This is a genomic window from Mycobacterium sp. NPDC050441 (genome assembly GCF_040655355.1).
GTDB lineage: Bacteria > Actinomycetota > Actinomycetes > Mycobacteriales > Mycobacteriaceae > Mycobacterium.
Map to the genome: position 1 here is coordinate 86117 of NZ_JBFAJS010000009.1, position 16161 is coordinate 102277.

Genomic DNA, 16161 nt, shown 5'->3' on the forward strand with positions numbered 1-16161 from the left:
TCACGCACGCTCGGCACGGCTCAGCGGTAGTTGACGAACTGCAGTGCCACATCGAGGTCGGCACCACGCAGCAGCGCCTGGACCGCCTGCAGGTCGTCACGCTTCTTCGAGCTGACCCGGATCTCCTCGCCCTGGATCTGCGCCTTGACTCCCTTGGGGCCATCGTCGCGGATGATCTTGGTGATCTTCTTGGCCTGCTCGCTGCTGATGCCCTGCTTGAGGTCGCCGGACACCCGGTAGGTCTTGCCGCTGGGCTGCGGGTCGCCGGCGTCGAAGGCCTTCATCGAGATGTCGCGGCGGACCAATTTCTCCTTGAACACATCGACCGCGGCCTTGACGCGCTCCTCGGTGGAGCTGACCAGTTCGATGGACTCCTCGCCCTTCCAGGCGATGGTGGTGTCGGTACCGCGGAAGTCGAAGCGGGTGGACAGTTCCTTGGCGGCCTGGTTGAGCGCGTTATCGACCTCCTGACGGTCGACCTTGCTGACGACGTCGAAGCTGGAATCCGCCATTGGACGCCCCTCCTCTTCCCTCGGTGAATGCTGCCGGTTTGCAGCTTAGGTACATCCTCGTCGTACCTTGCTGCTCGCACCACACGCGGCCTGTCGCGGTTACGCGGAATCGTCACCGGGCTTTTGCCCTGTTGCGCGATCTGTGCGAACACGGGTCAGGCCCGATGAGCCGTCCAACCGCTTCGACAGCTGCTTCTTGACCAGGGACCGCAGCTTGGACGCGGTGCGCCGCGGCTTTGATTCGAGCGTCGCTGCCCGGGTGGGCTTCGCTGACTTCGAGGTGACCGGAGCCACGGCGGCATCCAGGGTCCGCGCCGGCGCCGGATTCTCGGCGACGACTTGCTTCGCCAAGGCGGCGGCACTGTCGACGATGTTGATACCCGGACCGGTTTGGCTGACGGTGACACCGTCCTGGCCGACGGCACCGGCGATGGCGAACGGACCGCCTTGTGTCTTAACGGTATTGGTGCCTGAAGTATTGAACGCCAGGGACGCGAAGCTGTCGACGTCGAACCCGGCGACGACGCGTCCGTCACCGTCGAGGTTGACCGCGAGGTTGCCGATTCCGAATGCCTCGGCCCAGTTGTAGTCGACATGGTCGCCGCGGTTGACGGCGATGTTGGCGATTCCACTGGTGACTGAGTGTCCCTGGGCGCCGTCGGTCACTGCGAGCGAAGTAAGCCCAGCGGAACCGGCGTACGCGTGGTAACCGTTCGCGTAGGCGAACGTGAGGATGCCTCGTGCCGTCGAGTACGAACCCTCACCGACGGCGAGTGCCGCACTCAGGGAATTGAGGCTCAGGAACTCGGCAGGTACCACGGCGGAGGCACCGTCGCCGATCGCCAGCGCCCCGGTGAACCATCCGTATGCGGACGCGGTGGCACCGTCGCCGATGGCGATCGCCACGTCGGCCAGACCGCTGGAGCAGTCCGCGCTGCTGCTGAGGCCGAAGGCCGATATGCAGGAGGCGTTCGCGGAGGGGCCCGAATATGCCAGGCCGGCGAGCAATGCGCCGGTTGTCGCCACCCCGGCGAGCAGCACACTCGTGCGTCTGCCGTCGAATCGCGCTGTGTGCTGTCGCATGTTGGGCCTCGTTCCCACGGAGTTGACGTCTGGCCGGCACAAAATAACGCCTGCGCAACATGGGGATATGGGTAATTGCCTACTGCATTTGCGGCGGTGGGACGCCCGCGCCCGCGGCACCGTCCGGTTGTGGCCCTCGTCGCAGATGTCCTGCCGGTTTGTAACTTGGGTAGGTCCTCGTTGTACCCTGCTAGTCGCACCAATCCGGAAACGGGGCGGGGCGAAACAAAGGCAGATTGCCCGAGCGGCCAATGGGAGCGGACTGTAAATCCGTCGGCTTACGCCTACGCAGGTTCGAATCCTGCATCTGCCACACTGATCAGGCCCCCTTTCGAGGGGGCCTGTTTGGTTTCTGGGCCTGACGGTCAGCCAGGACAAACAATCGGCTCGACAGCGCCGGGAGAATCGACGTCATGACTACGCATCGCGTCGTCGACCACAAGCTGTTGAACTTCGCCAGCCACATCGACGACAACACCATCGAGCAGGCGAAGCAGACCGCCTCGATGCCGTTCGTGCATCCCCATGTCGCCTTGATGCCAGATGCCCACAGCGGCAAGGGGTCGGCCGTCGGCACCGTCATCCCGACCATCGATGCGGTGATCCCGGCCGCCGTCGGCGTCGACATCGGCTGCGGCATGATCGCGGCCCGCACCGAATTCACCGCGACCGACATCCAGGGGCGGGATCTGGCGGCCCTGCGCGCGGCGATCGAGGCGGCGATTCCGTTGTCACCGGGCAACTACAACGACACACTCGCCCGGTTCCCGTTCACGGCGGGTCGCATCGCCGACTTGGAGCACCTCGCCAAGGACGGCGGAATTGACCTGTCGCACTCGGGAAAGTGGCGCGAGCAGCTCGGTTCGCTCGGTGGCGGCAACCACTTCATCGAACTGTGCCTGGATCAGGACGACCGGGTGTGGCTGTTCCTGCACTCCGGCTCCCGTGGTGTCGGAAACAAGATCGCGCAGAAGCACATCAAGGTTGCGCAGAAGCTCATGAAGCGGTGGTGGATCGACCTGCCCAATCCCGATCTGGCCTACCTGCCCCAGGGCACCCTGGAGTTCACCGACTATCTGCGGGACCTCAATTGGGCGCAGCGTTTCGCCTTCGAGAACCGCGCCGAGATGATGGACCGCTACATGTGGGTTTTCGCCGCGTGGATGGGCTATGCCCATTTGGATCGGCCGAAGACTGCGGGGGATTTCGAGGTCGAGCGGATCAACACTCATCACAACTACACCCGCAAGGAACGCCACGGTGGCCGTGAGGTGTGGCTGACCCGCAAGGGTGCGATCGACGCTCACGCCGGAGTCATGGGCCTGATCCCCGGCAGCATGGGGACTCGGTCGTATGTGGTGCGCGGCAAGGGGAATCCCGCCGGTCTGTGCTCGGCTCCGCACGGCGCCGGTCGGCGGTTCTCCCGTAACGAGGCACGTCGCCGGTTCACCGCCGACGACCTTGCGCAGCGGATGCAGGGCATCGAGTACCGCCATGGTGAGGCGTGGGTCGATGAGATCCCCGACGCGTACAAGGACATCGACGTCGTCATGGCGGACGCCGCGAGCCTGATCGAGATCGAACACGAGCTCCGTCAGGTACTCAACGTGAAGGGCACGTAGGTCCTGGCCGCCAGGTCAGGACCTACGCCGGCAGCAGGCACAGCTGCACCATCGCCAGCGAGCGGGGGCTGCGCAGGCTGATCCCGGTCGCCTCCTCGAACCGGCGGATCCGGTTCATCACGGTGTTGCGGTGGCAATAGAGCTCCGACGCGGTGTCGGAAACCGAGCCACTGCCGGCGAACACCTGGATGGTCTCGACGATCAACTCGTAGTCATGAATGTCGTGGAGTGGATCGAGGACATACCCGCGCAGGTCCTCGATCACTTCTGAAAGCTGTGTGATCGACAGCTGTGCCCAAGAGCGGCGCAGCGTGGTCGACCGCAGGTCCAGATCGACGAGCATCCGTACCGTCGCGGCGGCCCGGTGCAGCTCCTGCAGGGTTACCGCGCGGGGCGCGACGGCGCCGTCGAGTTCGGCCAGCAGATCGGTCACCAGCGACTCGTCGTCGGGCCAGCGCCGGTCGGCGGCCACCAGGATCAGGGCGACGCCGTGGTCGACGAAGTCCAGCGACTTCAGATGTCGATTGAGCAGACGCCGGGTGACCGTGCGTCCCGCCTCCTCACCGGCAACCCCGATCACCCAGTACCTGGCAGCTTCGTCGAGCTCGAGAATCTGGGCGGCCCGTCGGACTGCGGTAGGTGCGGGCTCCCCGGAGAACAATTCGGACAGGCATTGTTGCTGTTCGAGAGTGCTGGTCCGCGCCATCGACAGCCGCTGGTCCAGGTAGCCGCGCTGCACCCTGATCGCGAAGTCGTCGACGGCCTGCCAGAGCACGTCGACGTGAAGCGCCAGTACGGTCATGTCGTCGTCGCCGGCCAGCCGCAACAGGGCCGACCATGCGACGAGGAAGTCGGTGCGCACGGCAGCAGTGAGGTTCTCCAAGGCGATGCCCTGGGTGGCGCGTAGCGCACCGACCGCGGCCGGGAACTCCGCCAACTCGGCGCTCATCGGCCGCTCCAGGAGGGTCGCGAGCAGATAGCGGAACGCCTGCCGCGCAGCACCGAGCAGATCGTCCTCCTCGGGGACGCTGTCGTAGTACCGGGCACCGCGGTCGATCTGGATCAGGTATTCGGCGGCGAGGTCGTCGTCCAGGTCACCGAGCTTCTCCAGCAGCCATCTCCAGCGAAGCCGGGTGTCGTCCCGGCGACCGGACAGATTGCGCATCATCGGGCAGGCTACTGCAGACCAGACGGGTTTGTAGGTCGAGCGATCTGAACCGTTCCCGGATGAGCTTGCGCCGCCGTGCCCAATTCGGGGCAGAAAAATCGCGCGGATACCGCCCCTGGGTGTGCGTGTGCACAATTTGTGCCGACCAATACGTTGCACGGCGGCTATGGGCCGGATCACGTTGGCGGCCATACGATCTGTTGCCATGTCCACGACGTACATCCGCGGCGGCACCGTCGTCTCACCCACCGGTAGCCAGGCGTTCGACGTGCTCATCGACGGCGAGCGCATCGCCGCCCTGGTCGATCCGGCGGTGGCTCCCTTCGGCGATCCCGACCAGACTTTCGACCGGGTACTGGATGCCTCGGGCCGCTACGTCATCCCGGGCGGCGTCGACGCCCACACGCACATGGAGATGCCCTTCGGTGGCACCGTCGCCTCCGACACCTTCGAGACCGGCACCCGCGCGGCCGCCCACGGCGGCACCACCACGATCATCGACTTCGCGATCCAGCGACAGGGCGAGCGGGTGCAGGACACCCTGGCCGCCTGGCACACCAAAGCCGCGGGCAACTGTGCGATCGACTACGGCTTCCACCAGATCCTGGGCGGCGTGGACTCCGATGCGCTCAAGGCGATGGACGAGCTGGTCGCCGAGGGCGTGACGAGCTTCAAGCTGTTCATGGCTTACCCGGGCGTGTACTACTCCGACGACGGCCAGATCCTGCGGGCCATGCAGCAGTGTGCGAGCAACGGCGCGCTGACGATGATGCATGCCGAGAACGGCATCGCGATCGATCAGCTGGTGGCCCAGCACATCGAACGCGGCGAGACCTCGCCTTACTACCACGGGGTGTCCCGGCCGTGGGAGCTTGAAGAGGAGGCCACCCACCGCGCCATCATGCTGGCGAAGGTCACCGGCGCACCGCTGTATGTGGTCCACGTTTCGGCCAAGCAGGCCATGGAGCAGATCGCCACGGCTCGCGGCCGCGGCGCCAACGTCTTCGCCGAGACCTGCCCGCAGTACCTGTACCTGTCGCTGGAGGAGCAGCTGGGCGCCGCCGGGTTCGAGGGCGCCAAGTGGGTGTGCTCCACCCCGTTGCGTTCCCGCGAGGAGCGTCACCAGGACGAGCTGTGGCGCTACATCCGCACCGGCGACGTGGCGACGGTGTCCACCGACCACTGTCCGTTCTGTTTCAAGGGGCAGAAGGAGATGGGCATCGACGACTTCTCCAAGATCCCCAACGGGATGGCCGGTGTGGAACACCGCATCGACCTGATGTACCAGGGCGTGGTCAACGGCAACCTGAGCCTGGAGCGCTGGGTCGACGTCTGCGCCACCACCCCGGCCCGCATGTTCGGGCTCTACCCGCGCAAGGGCATCATCTCGCCCGGGGCCGACGCCGACATCGTGATCTATGACCCCGACGCGCACACCTCGATCGGCTTCGACAAGACCCACCACTCGAACCTCGATCACTCCACCTGGGAGGGCTTCGAGATCGACGGCCGTGTTCAGACCGTGCTGTCGCGCGGCACCGTCGTCGTCGACCGCGGTCAGTATCTCGGCCGGAAAGGCCACGGCAGCTACCTCAAACGCGGGCTGTCGCAGTACCTGATCTGACTCGGATCGATCGCATCATCAAGCGTCGCCGAAGCCCGCGACGTTCATTCAACGTGCCTGGAGGAAAACCTTGACCGCACAACACAACAACACCGAACTGCGCATTCGGCTCGACACCGGCCGCGACCGCGAGTTCCTGGACTCCTGGGCGGAACTGGCGGCGATCGGTGAGACCCCGGCCGGTGGCGTGGAACGTCAGGCCGCCACCGCCGAGGACGGGCAGATGCGGAACTGGTTCTCGCAGTGGCTGCGTCAGCGCGGCTTCGCCGTGGAAGTCGATCGAGTCGGAAACCTGTTCGGCCTGCTGGAGTTTCAGCCGGGGGCGCCCTACGTCCTGGTCGGATCGCACCTCGACAGCCAACCTCGTGGCGGCAAGTTCGACGGTGCCTACGGCGTGTTCGCCGGCGCCACCGCCGCCGACCGGATCCGCCGTCAGGCTGCCGAATCCGGTGTGACGCCGATGTACAACGTCGCCGTGGTGGATTGGTTCAACGAGGAAGGCTCTCGGTTCAAGCCCTCGCTGATGGGCAGTGCGGTCTTCACCGGCGCCGCGGATCTCGAAGACACGCTCAACATCACCGATCAGGACGGCATCACCGTCCGCGAAGCCCTGACCGCCATCAACAGCATCGGGAAAACGGATGTGTTCCCGGACGGTGACATCACCCGCCGGCTGGCCGCCTACGCCGAGATCCATATCGAGCAGGGCCGTGAACTGGAGAAGCACAACGTGTCCATCGGGTTGGTGGACCGCACCTGGGCAGCTAACAAGTACGAATTGAATGTCATTGGCGCTCAGGGGCACACCGGCGCCACGGCGATCGACGACCGCCAGGATGCGCTGCTCGGTGCGGCGCTGATCGTGGTGGCGCTACGCGACATCGCCGACGAGTTCGGCGAGGAGCTGCACACCAGCTGCGGGCAGTTGACCGTGCTGCCCAACTCTCCGGTGGTCGTACCTCGCGAGGTCCACATGCACCTGGACCTGCGTTCTGACAACGACGAGTTGCTCGCCGCCGCCGACGCCGCGCTGCGAAAGCGCATCGCCGAGGCCGAGATCCGGGCCAAGGTCAACGTCGAGCACCGCAAGGCCCACGTCTGGCCCGGCCACCACTACCAGCCGGAAGGGGTGGAGCTGGCCCGCACCGTCGCCGATGACCTCGGGATGTCGAGCATGCTCGTGCAGACCCGCGCCGGCCACGACTCGACCAACATGAAGGAAATCGTCCCTTCGGTGATGCTGTTCGTTCCCAGCGTGGAAGGCATCTCGCACGCCGAGGCCGAATTCACCTCGGACGAAGACCTTTGCACCGGTGTGGATCTGCTCACCGAGACGCTGGCCCGCATGCTCGACGGCGCCTTGGACTCGGCCACTGCCAACCGCGTCCGCTGACGCGCAACCACAACCACGAATAGGAGACCAACATGGACCTGGGACTGCACGGCATGCGGGTACTGATCTCCGGTGCCAGCGACGGCATCGGACTGGCTACCGCCGAGTTGCTGGCCGAAGAAGGTGCCGACGTGGCACTGGTGGCCCGTCGTGCGGACGCGCTGAACGAGGCCTGCACCTCGATCTCGGCCAGGACCGGCGTCAAGGCCGTGTCCGTGGCAGCCGACCTCAGCGACAAGGCGGTGTTCGACTCGGTGGTCACCAACGTCGTCGACGAACTCGGCGGCCTGGACATCCTGATCAACAACGCCGGCGCATCATCCTTCGGTGGATTCGGTGACCTCACCGACGAACAGTGGGTCGCCGACATCAACCTGAAGCTGTTCGGATTCATCCGGATGACCCGGGCGGCGTTGCCGCACCTGCTCAAGAACGGCAACGGGCGCATCGTCAACGTCGCGGGGAACTCCGGCAAGCAGGCGCTGGAGTACCACATGCCCGGGGCGGCCGCCAACGCCGCGATCCTGAACTTCAGCAAGTCGTTGTCGCTTCAGGTCGGTGCCCAAGGCGTCATGATCAACACGGTCTGTCCGGGGCCGGTCCGGACCGCGCGGCTGGTGAAGCAGTTCGCTGCCAACGCCAAGGACTGGGGCTGCACGCCCGAAGAGGCCGAGGAGCGCTACCTGGAGAACCTGCCGCTGTCCTACATCCCCAGCGCGCGGGACATCGCCTACTCGATCGTGTTCCTGGCATCGCCGCGGGCCGCGTACCTGAACGGGACCACGATCACCAACGACGGCGGAATCACCCGTGCCGTCTGAGTTTTCGCGGCCGACGGCGTGGCGGGTGGCGCGGATCGGGATGATCGTGCCGTCGTCGAACACCTGCCTGGAACCCACGACGTACCGGATGCTGGGGGAGCGGACCGACGTCAGTGTCCACTTCACCCGGATCCCGGTCGGCCGGGTCGGGCTCGATGGCACCTCCGACGCCCAGTTCGACACGGCCGGAATGGAAGCGGCGGCGGTCCTGCTGGCCACGGCCAACGTCGATGTGATCGCCTTCAACGGCACGGCAGGGTCATGGCTGGGTGCCGCGCATGATCGGGCGATCACGGACGCCATCACCACCAAGACCGGCGTGCGGGCGCTCACCAGCACGCAGGCCGCCCTGGCGGCATTCGCGGCACTGGGCGTGCGCAGCATCGGCCTGGTCACGCCCTACCCCGACGACATGAATGCCAGGATCGGCGAGTGCTACCGCGACGAGGGCGTCACCGTGACCGCAGCGCATGGTTTCGGTCTCACCGAGACCGCCGACATCGGCCGGATACGAGCCGACGAGCTACTGGCGCCCACTCGGCTGGTCGCACAGAGCGGACCTGATGCGGTCGCCTACGTCTGCACCAATCTGCACGGTGCCGATGCCGTCGAGGATGCCAGAGCCGAAATCGGCATCCCGGTGGTCGATTCGGTGGCGGTCACGCTCGCGGCGTGCCTGGCCATGGTGGGAGCCGGTCCGCTCAATCCGCGATGGGGGCTGGACCTGGCCGGGACCCTGGGGTTGACCAGTGGGACCGTTGCCTGACTTTGAGGAAGCCGACGGCCGGTGGCAGGTTCTCCTCGAGAGACTCGCCGGCATCGACGATGAACTCGCGGCCGAGTATCTCGAACGGATCGACGGCGGTGCCCGCTACTACGATGGTGTCCCGGACGAACACGACCTGAAAGACAGCGCCCGCAACGCATTCCGCTACCTTCTCGGGTGTCTGTTGGCCAGACCGCTGTCTGCCGAGCTGATGGCCTTCCCGGCGCAAGTCGGGGCGTTGCGTGCCCGCCAGGGCATCGCGTTGGAGAACCTGAGCGCGGCGGTCCGTAATGACTTCCTCGTTGCGTGGTCGGCGTTGTTGCGTCTGGCCGACGACAGCGACATGGCTGTGCTCGCCATGCACGTCGGCCAACTGTGGACTGTGGTCGACGATTTCGCCGGCGCCATTCAACGGGGCTACCTCGACGAGCGCCTGCAGATGGCGCGCACCGATGCCATCGAACAACAACGGAGTCTCTCCGACTTGTTCTCGGATGGACCGAGTCCCACCCTGGTGCGCCGCGCAGCCGAGGTGCTCGGCCTCGACGAGACGGCGTTCTACTGGGTCGTGGGCATCACCGCCGAGGATGCGATCTCGACGGTGACCCGGCGGTTCGCAGGCTTCGATGTGGTGGCGTTGGATCACACCAGCAAGGGCGTCACGCTGTTCCTCCTGTCCGCCCACACCCGCTGGCCCGATGACGAGGCACTCGCAGCCGACGTTCTGGTCGGCGTAACAGGGGCGGTCGCACCGCGAACTGTTCTGTTACAGAACGTTTTCCAGTCCGCTACGACGGTCCGGATGCTTGCGCAGCTGGGTGTGGAAGCTACTACGCTCCGGCGTTCCTGGTCGCAGTTGTCGATTGCTCAGCTGTGCACCGTGTTCGACGACCTGCGCAGCTACGTGGATGCTCCGCTGGCCGCAGTGAACGACCGCGACCTCCTGGTCGAGACCATGCTGGTATTCGCCGAGAGCGGATCGGTCTCCGCCACGGCCGCCAGACTCTACTGCCACCGCAACACGGTGCTCAATCGGATCCGGAAGTTCGAGGACGCCACCGGAATCAGCCTCCGTACACCTCGGGCGCAAGCCATGGTGCAACTGTGCCTGCTGCGGTCATGAACCGGCGTACGCGTCCGCAATTGTGCAGACGCACATTGTGTGAGCTGGATCGCGTTGCACCGCGACTATGGGTGCAGCCATATTGCCGCCCTAGCATTTTCGCTATGACCAGCACCTACCAGAGGACCATATGAACCCTTCAGTTCCTGCTGCCGCCATCGACACTGCGGCCGCGAAATCACGCCGCCGGCGCACCATCGTCGCGAGCATGGTCGGCACCACGATCGAGTGGTACGACTTCAACATCTACGGGTCCGTCGCCGCGTTGGTGTTCGGCAAGATCTTCTTTCCAGATGTAGATCCGGCGGCGGGAACATTGTTGGCGCTGGCCACATTCGGGGTCGGGTTCGCTGCCCGCCCGATCGGTGGAATCATCTTCGGCCACATCGGTGACCGGGTCGGGCGCAAGGCTGCCCTGATCGCGACCATCTTGATGATGGGTGCCGCGACCGTGGCCATCGGACTGCTGCCGACCTACAGCTCCGTCGGCATTCTGGCGCCCGTCCTGCTGGTGCTGTGTCGCCTGATTCAAGGCATCGGTCTCGGTGGTGAATGGGGCGGCGCCGTGCTGATGGTGGTGGAGCAGGACGAGTCCGTGGACAGCCGTGGGCGGGCCGGCAGCTGGATGCAATCCGCCTCGCCGTTGGGCTTCCTGCTGTCCACGGCCACGCTGGCAGCGGTGAGCGCGCTGATGACCGAGGAACAGTTCATGGCATGGGGCTGGCGTATCCCGTTCCTGCTCAGTGCGCCACTGGTGTTGGTGGGCCTGCTGATCCGCGTCAAGATCGTCGAATCCTCGGTGTTCACCCGAAATCACGAGCAGCTCAAGGAGAAGGAGGCGAAGGCCCCGATCCTGCAGGTGCTTCGCTACGCCCCGAAGATGATCCTGTTGGTCGTGCTGCTCGGGCTCGGCCAGCAGGTCGCCTACTTCGTGATCAATGTGTTCTCGTTGTCTTACGTCACTCATCACACCGATATCTCGAAGGGAACAGTCCTCAACGCTGTCGCCATCGGCGCTGTCGCTCAGCTGCTGTCGATTCTGTACTTCGGGCGACTCAGTGACCGGGTCGGCCGCCGCATTCCCTTCCTCATCGGCGGCATCGGCATGGCGGTGTGGGCCTTCGCGGTGTATCCGTTGATGGGTACCGGCAACTTCGGGCTGATGGTGCTCTCGGTGTCGGTCGCGATGGTGTTCCAGGGTGCGATGTACGGAGTGCTCGCGGCGTTCATCGCCGAACTCTTCGACACCAGCTATCGCTACACCGGCGTCTCGCTGGGCTACATGCTGATCGGCATCGTCGGTGGAGGGTTCGCACCGTTGATCGCGTCGACGCTGCTGGACACCACCGGTTCGGTGACTTCGGTCGCGATCTACATCTCGGCGTCATCTGTGCTGACGCTGATCGCCGCCTACTTCGCGCCGGAAACCTCGAAGCGCAACCTCGACAATCTCCTCGACGGCGGCGGCACTACCGATCCCGCACCTCAGCCCGGCCAGAGCGTGGCGCACACCGGGTAGCCCCAGCGGAGGGAAATCAGACTCAGGACTTGCGCCCGGCGACCAGGTAGACCGCGGGCAGCACGCCCGAGGTGCTCAGCACTCCGAGCGCGCTGCCCCACAACCACTTCGGGCCGTTGATCTGGCCGGCCTCGCGGCCGGCCAGGTCGCGCAGTGCCCAGGCGCGAAGCCCGGCATCGACGGTGGCTACCGCGATGACGGCGGTCTTGGCGGTGGGAGACAGGTCATTCCAGCGCTTCTTGGCCACTACGGCGTTCCTTTCGGGCAACGGGCGGTCACTTCCAAGGTATCTCGCTGCCGGCGGTCCGGCCGCAAACTACCGATTGCGCAGGGGCGTCGCGCCGGGCACTATCCGAATATGGCGGAAATCACCGCCCCGGCAGAGGATGCATTGGTCAGCGCGCTTGCGCATTCCCGCAGCGCCACCGAAGTGCTTGAGGTTCTGGGCAGTTCGGGCGACGGGCTGGATGGTGACAGCGCGCGGGAGCGGCTGGCCGCCTACGGTCCGAACAAACTCCCGGAAAAGCGTCCCCGGCCTGCGATTCTGCGGTTCTTCACGCACTTCAACAACGTTCTGATCTACATCCTGATCGCCGCGGGTGTGCTCAAAGCGATCCTCAACGAATGGGTCGATTCCGCCGTCATAATCGCCGTCGCGGTGATCAACGCCGCGGTCGGCTTCATCCAGGAAGGCCGGGCCCAGCGGGCGCTCGACAGTATCCGGAGCATGTTGTCGGTCACTGCGCAGGTGCGTCGTGACGGTCACTGGCAGCAGGTCGACGCGCAGACCCTCGTGCCCGGAGACATCGTGCGTATCGCATCGGGGGACCGCATCCCGGCCGACATGCGTCTGCTGGCGGTCGCGAACCTGCGGGTGGAGGAGTCGGCGCTGACCGGTGAGTCGCTGCCGGCCAAGAAGGACGTGGCAGAGGTTGGCCCGGACGCCGGTCTGGGCGATCGGATGTCGATGGTGTACTCGGGCACCATCGTGGCGGCGGGTTCGGCCACCGGCGTGGTGACCGCCACCGGAACCAGCACCGAGATCGGCCGCATCCAATCGCTGATCGCCGACGTCGAGACGATCGATACACCGCTGACCCGAAAACTGGCCCGGTTCGGCCGCCAACTGTCCGTGGGCATCTTGGGGATGGCCGCATTGATGCTGGTGGTCGGAAAACAACTGCATCAGTTCACGGTGGATGAATTGCTCACCGCGGCTATAGGTTTTGCAGTAGCGGCGATTCCGGAAGGGCTGCCCGCGGTCGTCACCATCACCCTGGCCCTCGGGGTACAGCAGATGGCCCGGCGCAAGGCGATCACCCGCAAACTGCCGGCCGTCGAGGCGCTCGGCGCGGTCAGCGTCATCTGCTCGGACAAGACGGGCACGCTCACGCAGAACGAGATGACCGCCCGAACGGTCGTCACCGCGCGTCACCGGTTCGACGTGACGGGTACCGGATATCGACCCGTTGGTGGCCTCGAACTCGATGGCACACCGATCACACCGGCCGACTATCCCGATCTGGCAGCGCTGTTGACGACGATGGCCGTCTGCAACGACGCGCGGCTGGATGAGGCCGATGGTCAGTGGCGGGTGGTGGGCGAGCCGACCGAGGGCGCGCTGCGCACGCTGACTCTGAAGGCACGGATCGACGATGCGGACTGGCCACGTCTGGGTGTGGTGCCGTTCGAGTCGGCCAACAAGTTCATGGTCACCCTCAACGACACCGCTGGCGGTGAGCGGTACCTCTACGTCAAGGGCGCACCCGACCGGCTCCTCGAGCGGTCCGCCACGCAGGCCGGTGGCACCTCCACAGAGCCGCTCGACCGCGCTGCGTGGGATACGCGCATCGACGAACTCAGCGGACAGGGCCTACGTGTGCTGGCCGCCGCCCGGCGGCCGGCGGCCGGTTCGGACACCGTCGACATCGGCGATATCGAGGAGGGACTCGAGTTTCTCGGCATCGTGGGCATCGTCGACCCGCCTCGGCCCGAAGCCATCACGGCCATCAAGACGTGCCATGCGGCCGGGATCCAGGTCACCATGATCACCGGTGACCATGCCGGAACTGCGCGGGCCATCGCGCGCGAGATGGGCATCATCAAAGCCGGCGACGCGCCGCGGGTCATCACCGGAGCCGAGCTGGAAGAGATGAGCCAGACCCGGCTGCGGCAGGTGGCCGACGAAGTCGACGTCTACGCCCGCACCAGTCCGGAACACAAACTGCGCATCGTCAGCGCCCTGCAGGCTCAGGGCAAGGTGGTCGCCATGACCGGTGACGGCGTCAACGACGCACCGGCGCTGACCCGGGCCGACATCGGGGTCGCCATGGGGATCAAAGGCACGGAGGCCACCAAGGAAGCAGCCGGAATCGTCCTGGCCGACGACAACTTCGCGACCATCGAGCGGGCGATCGAAGAGGGCCGGCGGATCTACGACAACATCCGGAAATCCGTGCTTTTCATGCTGCCCACCAACGGCGCGCAATCGCTCATCATCCTCGTTGCGATCCTGGCCGGGTTCGCGCTGCCGCTGCAGCCGGTGCAGATTCTGTGGGTCAACATGGTCACCGCGGTCACGCTGTCGTTGGCGCTGGTATTCGAGAAGGCCGAGGACGGCCTGATGCGGCGCCCGCCCCGCACCCCGAGTCAGGCGCTGGTGAACCGGGCCGACGTCGCGATGATCTCCCTGGTGTCGGTCCTGATTGCCGGGGCCACCCTGGCTGAATTCTTCGTGGCCCGGGCCGGCGGGTATCCGCTGGCGGTGGCCCAGACCGCCGCCGTGAACATGCTGGCCCTCGGCCAGCTGGCCTATCTGCTGAACTGCCGGTTCGTCACGTCATCGAGCCTGCGGCCCCAGGTGTTTCGCGGTAATCCGTGGGTGTGGCGGATGGCCGGCGCCATGATCGCCCTGCAGTTGGTCTTCACGTACGCGCCGTTCATGCATACCTGGTTCCACTCGGCACCCATCACATTCCGCGGGTGGTCGGTCGCGATCGCGTTGTCGATCGTGATCTTCCTGATCATCGAGACGGCCAAGTGGGTAGGCCGCAGATTCATGCCCGCGCTGGTGACCTGACCAGACGTAGCCAAAGGCCCGACGCGATCTGATGCACACCGCCGACTGAATGCGCGGATGATGGAGATCATGACGCGGACCCCGGTTCTGTTTGGCGCACTGCTGGCGGCCGCGGGGGTCATCGCATCGGTGGTCTCATCACCAGTGGCGTCCGCCGGTGCCGACGACGTCATCAGCGATCTGGAATCGCAGGGCTACACGGTTCACATCAACTGGACCAACGGTTTCGACACCAAGCCATTGTCCGAGTGCTGGGTCACCGGGATCAACGATCCCGGTACGCAGAAGCCCGGTCCGACGACATTCGTCACCGTCTACGTCGACGTCGCCTGCCCCAATCACGACTACTGAGCGGCTACGGGCTGACCGGCATCGTCGTCACCGGCGAGCCACCGGAACCGCTGCCGCTACCCGAGCTGCCGCTGCCCGAGCCGCCGAAGAGGCCGCCGCTCGAGGACCCGCCACTGGACGAGCCGCCGCTCGATGACGAGCCACCTCCGTATTGGGACTCGCCACCAAACGGCGACTGCGGCGCCACCGTCGTCACCGGCGCCTGAGTCGCAGGAGCTTGCGTCACGGGTTGTTCGACCGGCGGCGTGTAGGTCGGTGCCGTGTGGGTCGGCTCGATCGGAGGCACCGTCTGTTCAGCGGACGTGTGGGTCGGCGCCACCGTCGTCGTGGGTGGCGCGGTGGTCGTGGGAGGCGCTGTCGTTGTCGTGGGTGGCGCGGTGGTCGTGGGCGGAGTCGTCGTCGTAGGCGGTGCCGTGGTGGTGGTCGGCGGTGCGGTGGTCGTCGTCGGGGGAGCCGTCGTTGTCGTGGGCGGCGCCGTGGTGGTGGGCGGGGTCGTCGGCACCCACGTCGGCACCGTCGGCCACACGACCGGCGGAAGCGGGATCGGAACTGGAATCGGGATCGGAACGGGCACCGGAGCCGGCGGAATCACCACGGGTGCGGGTGCCGGGGCCGGCGCAGGAACCGGCGCGATCGGAGGAGCCTCGTTGACCGGCTGGTTGACGGTGCCCTGGCGGATCTTGGGCGCCGCGGGTGCAGCCGGGGGCGGGGTCAGCACCGAGACGGGCAGAGCGACCGGATCCGGCTCGTGCGGAACCGGCGGAAGGTAATTGCCGGGCACGGTGGCCGCCTGTTGGGTGGGCGCGGGCTGCGCGCGCACATCGGCTGCCGGCCGCACATTGATCGCGACCGTGACGGCCAACGTGGCGAAGGCGACCACCACGAATGTCACGGCACTGCCCATCAGCAGCATTCGTGGCGGTGGCGGCGCGATGACGGTCGTGTAGTCGGGGTCCTCGTCCTGTTCGGGGACGAACTCGTTGACCGCGTCCATCGGCATCTCGTCGGCCCAAGGCTGGTCCTCGGGCTCCTGTGAGTACGCCAGGTCCGGCCCGACGGCGGCGCCATCGGCGCGGGCGGGTGCCATCTGGGTGGCGTCG

General features: G+C 66.0%; 13 protein-coding genes, 1 tRNA gene and 1 pseudogene. 10 read left to right on the top strand and 5 right to left on the bottom strand.

All coding sequences use genetic code 11. The features are described from left to right. Positions 1-20: 20 nt before the first annotated feature. The gene (locus AB0I14_RS25300) at positions 21-512 is read right to left on the bottom strand and encodes a YajQ family cyclic di-GMP-binding protein (RefSeq protein WP_358027538.1); all 492 of its coding nucleotides are present in this window, start codon (positions 510-512) and stop codon (positions 21-23) included. A gap of 99 nt (positions 513-611) precedes the next feature. Further along, positions 612-1595 carry a hypothetical protein gene (locus tag AB0I14_RS25305; protein ID WP_358027541.1) on the bottom strand — a complete coding sequence of 328 codons (984 nt, stop codon included), beginning with the start codon at positions 1593-1595 and terminating at the stop codon, positions 612-614. A gap of 230 nt (positions 1596-1825) precedes the next feature. On the opposite strand from AB0I14_RS25305, the gene AB0I14_RS25310 reads away from it, so the two are divergent. Both AB0I14_RS25310 and AB0I14_RS25315 read left to right on the top strand, forming a co-directional pair. Then, positions 1826-1908, top strand: a tRNA-Tyr gene (locus AB0I14_RS25310). Between the two features lie 100 nt (positions 1909-2008). Beyond that, entirely contained in the window at positions 2009-3217 is a 1209-nt protein-coding gene (locus AB0I14_RS25315; RefSeq protein WP_358027543.1) for an RtcB family protein, read from the top strand. A 22-nt stretch (positions 3218-3239) separates the two neighbouring features. On the opposite strand, the gene AB0I14_RS25320 is transcribed toward AB0I14_RS25315, so the two are convergent. Further along, positions 3240-4382 (bottom strand): helix-turn-helix domain-containing protein, encoded by a 1143-nt coding sequence (locus tag AB0I14_RS25320; RefSeq protein ID WP_358027545.1) that lies wholly within the window; start codon positions 4380-4382, stop codon positions 3240-3242. 208 nt (positions 4383-4590) lie between these two features. Here AB0I14_RS25320 and hydA point away from each other — a divergent pair, with 208 nt between their 5' ends. The 6 genes from hydA to AB0I14_RS25350 all read left to right on the top strand — a co-directional run bounded on the left by hydA (position 4591) and on the right by AB0I14_RS25350 (position 11631). Then, entirely contained in the window at positions 4591-6009 is a 1419-nt protein-coding gene (hydA, locus tag AB0I14_RS25325) for a dihydropyrimidinase (protein WP_358027547.1), read from the top strand. A 70-nt stretch (positions 6010-6079) separates the two neighbouring features. Next, positions 6080-7402 (top strand): M20 family metallo-hydrolase, encoded by a 1323-nt coding sequence (locus tag AB0I14_RS25330; protein WP_358027549.1) that lies wholly within the window; start codon positions 6080-6082, stop codon positions 7400-7402. Positions 7403-7434: 32 nt separating this feature from the next. Next, the gene (locus tag AB0I14_RS25335; protein WP_358027551.1) at positions 7435-8223 is read left to right on the top strand and encodes an SDR family oxidoreductase; all 789 of its coding nucleotides are present in this window, start codon (positions 7435-7437) and stop codon (positions 8221-8223) included. Then, positions 8213-8989, top strand: coding sequence for an aspartate/glutamate racemase family protein (locus AB0I14_RS25340; RefSeq protein ID WP_358027553.1), 777 nt, complete (start codon positions 8213-8215; stop codon positions 8987-8989). The genes AB0I14_RS25335 and AB0I14_RS25340 overlap by 11 nt, the downstream gene beginning before the upstream one ends. Further along, a complete protein-coding gene (locus tag AB0I14_RS25345) occupies positions 8973-10112 on the top strand; it encodes a helix-turn-helix domain-containing protein (protein WP_358027555.1) in 1140 nt (379 codons plus the stop codon). The genes AB0I14_RS25340 and AB0I14_RS25345 overlap by 17 nt, the downstream gene beginning before the upstream one ends. 130 nt (positions 10113-10242) lie before the next feature. Further along, on the top strand, positions 10243-11631 hold the full coding sequence (locus tag AB0I14_RS25350) for an MFS transporter (RefSeq protein ID WP_358027557.1): 1389 nt from the start codon (positions 10243-10245) through the stop codon (positions 11629-11631). Between the two features lie 22 nt (positions 11632-11653). Here AB0I14_RS25350 and AB0I14_RS25355 read toward each other — a convergent pair whose 3' ends face one another. After that, positions 11654-11878, bottom strand: coding sequence for a hypothetical protein (locus tag AB0I14_RS25355; protein WP_358027559.1), 225 nt, complete (start codon positions 11876-11878; stop codon positions 11654-11656). A gap of 111 nt (positions 11879-11989) precedes the next feature. Between AB0I14_RS25355 and AB0I14_RS25360 the strand changes: the two genes are divergently transcribed. Beyond that, positions 11990-14710: a cation-transporting P-type ATPase gene (locus tag AB0I14_RS25360; protein ID WP_358027561.1), complete on the top strand. Its 2721-nt coding sequence runs from the start codon at positions 11990-11992 to the stop codon at positions 14708-14710. Positions 14711-14779: 69 nt separating this feature from the next. Continuing rightward, positions 14780-15061, top strand: a complete 282-nt coding sequence (locus AB0I14_RS25365; protein ID WP_358027564.1) for a hypothetical protein — start codon at positions 14780-14782, stop codon at positions 15059-15061. Between the two features lie 4 nt (positions 15062-15065). On the opposite strand, the pseudogene AB0I14_RS25370 reads toward AB0I14_RS25365, so the two are convergent. Next, a pseudogene (locus AB0I14_RS25370) lies at positions 15066-16161 on the bottom strand (hypothetical protein); the annotation flags it as partial.

Excerpts from the sequence above, each read along its gene's own strand:
- AB0I14_RS25300 (WP_358027538.1), bottom strand. The coding sequence starts at position 512 with ATGGCGGATTCCAGCTTCGACGTCGTCAGCAAGGTCGACCGTCAGGAG.
- AB0I14_RS25305 (WP_358027541.1), bottom strand. The coding sequence starts at position 1,595 with ATGCGACAGCACACAGCGCGATTCGACGGCAGACGCACGAGTGTGCTG.
- AB0I14_RS25315 (WP_358027543.1), top strand. The coding sequence starts at position 2,009 with ATGACTACGCATCGCGTCGTCGACCACAAGCTGTTGAACTTCGCCAGC.
- AB0I14_RS25320 (WP_358027545.1), bottom strand. The coding sequence starts at position 4,382 with ATGCGCAATCTGTCCGGTCGCCGGGACGACACCCGGCTTCGCTGGAGA.
- hydA (WP_358027547.1), top strand. The coding sequence starts at position 4,591 with ATGTCCACGACGTACATCCGCGGCGGCACCGTCGTCTCACCCACCGGT.
- AB0I14_RS25335 (WP_358027551.1), top strand. The coding sequence starts at position 7,435 with ATGGACCTGGGACTGCACGGCATGCGGGTACTGATCTCCGGTGCCAGC.
- AB0I14_RS25350 (WP_358027557.1), top strand. The coding sequence starts at position 10,243 with ATGAACCCTTCAGTTCCTGCTGCCGCCATCGACACTGCGGCCGCGAAA.
- AB0I14_RS25360 (WP_358027561.1), top strand. The coding sequence starts at position 11,990 with ATGGCGGAAATCACCGCCCCGGCAGAGGATGCATTGGTCAGCGCGCTT.
- AB0I14_RS25365 (WP_358027564.1), top strand. The coding sequence starts at position 14,780 with ATGACGCGGACCCCGGTTCTGTTTGGCGCACTGCTGGCGGCCGCGGGG.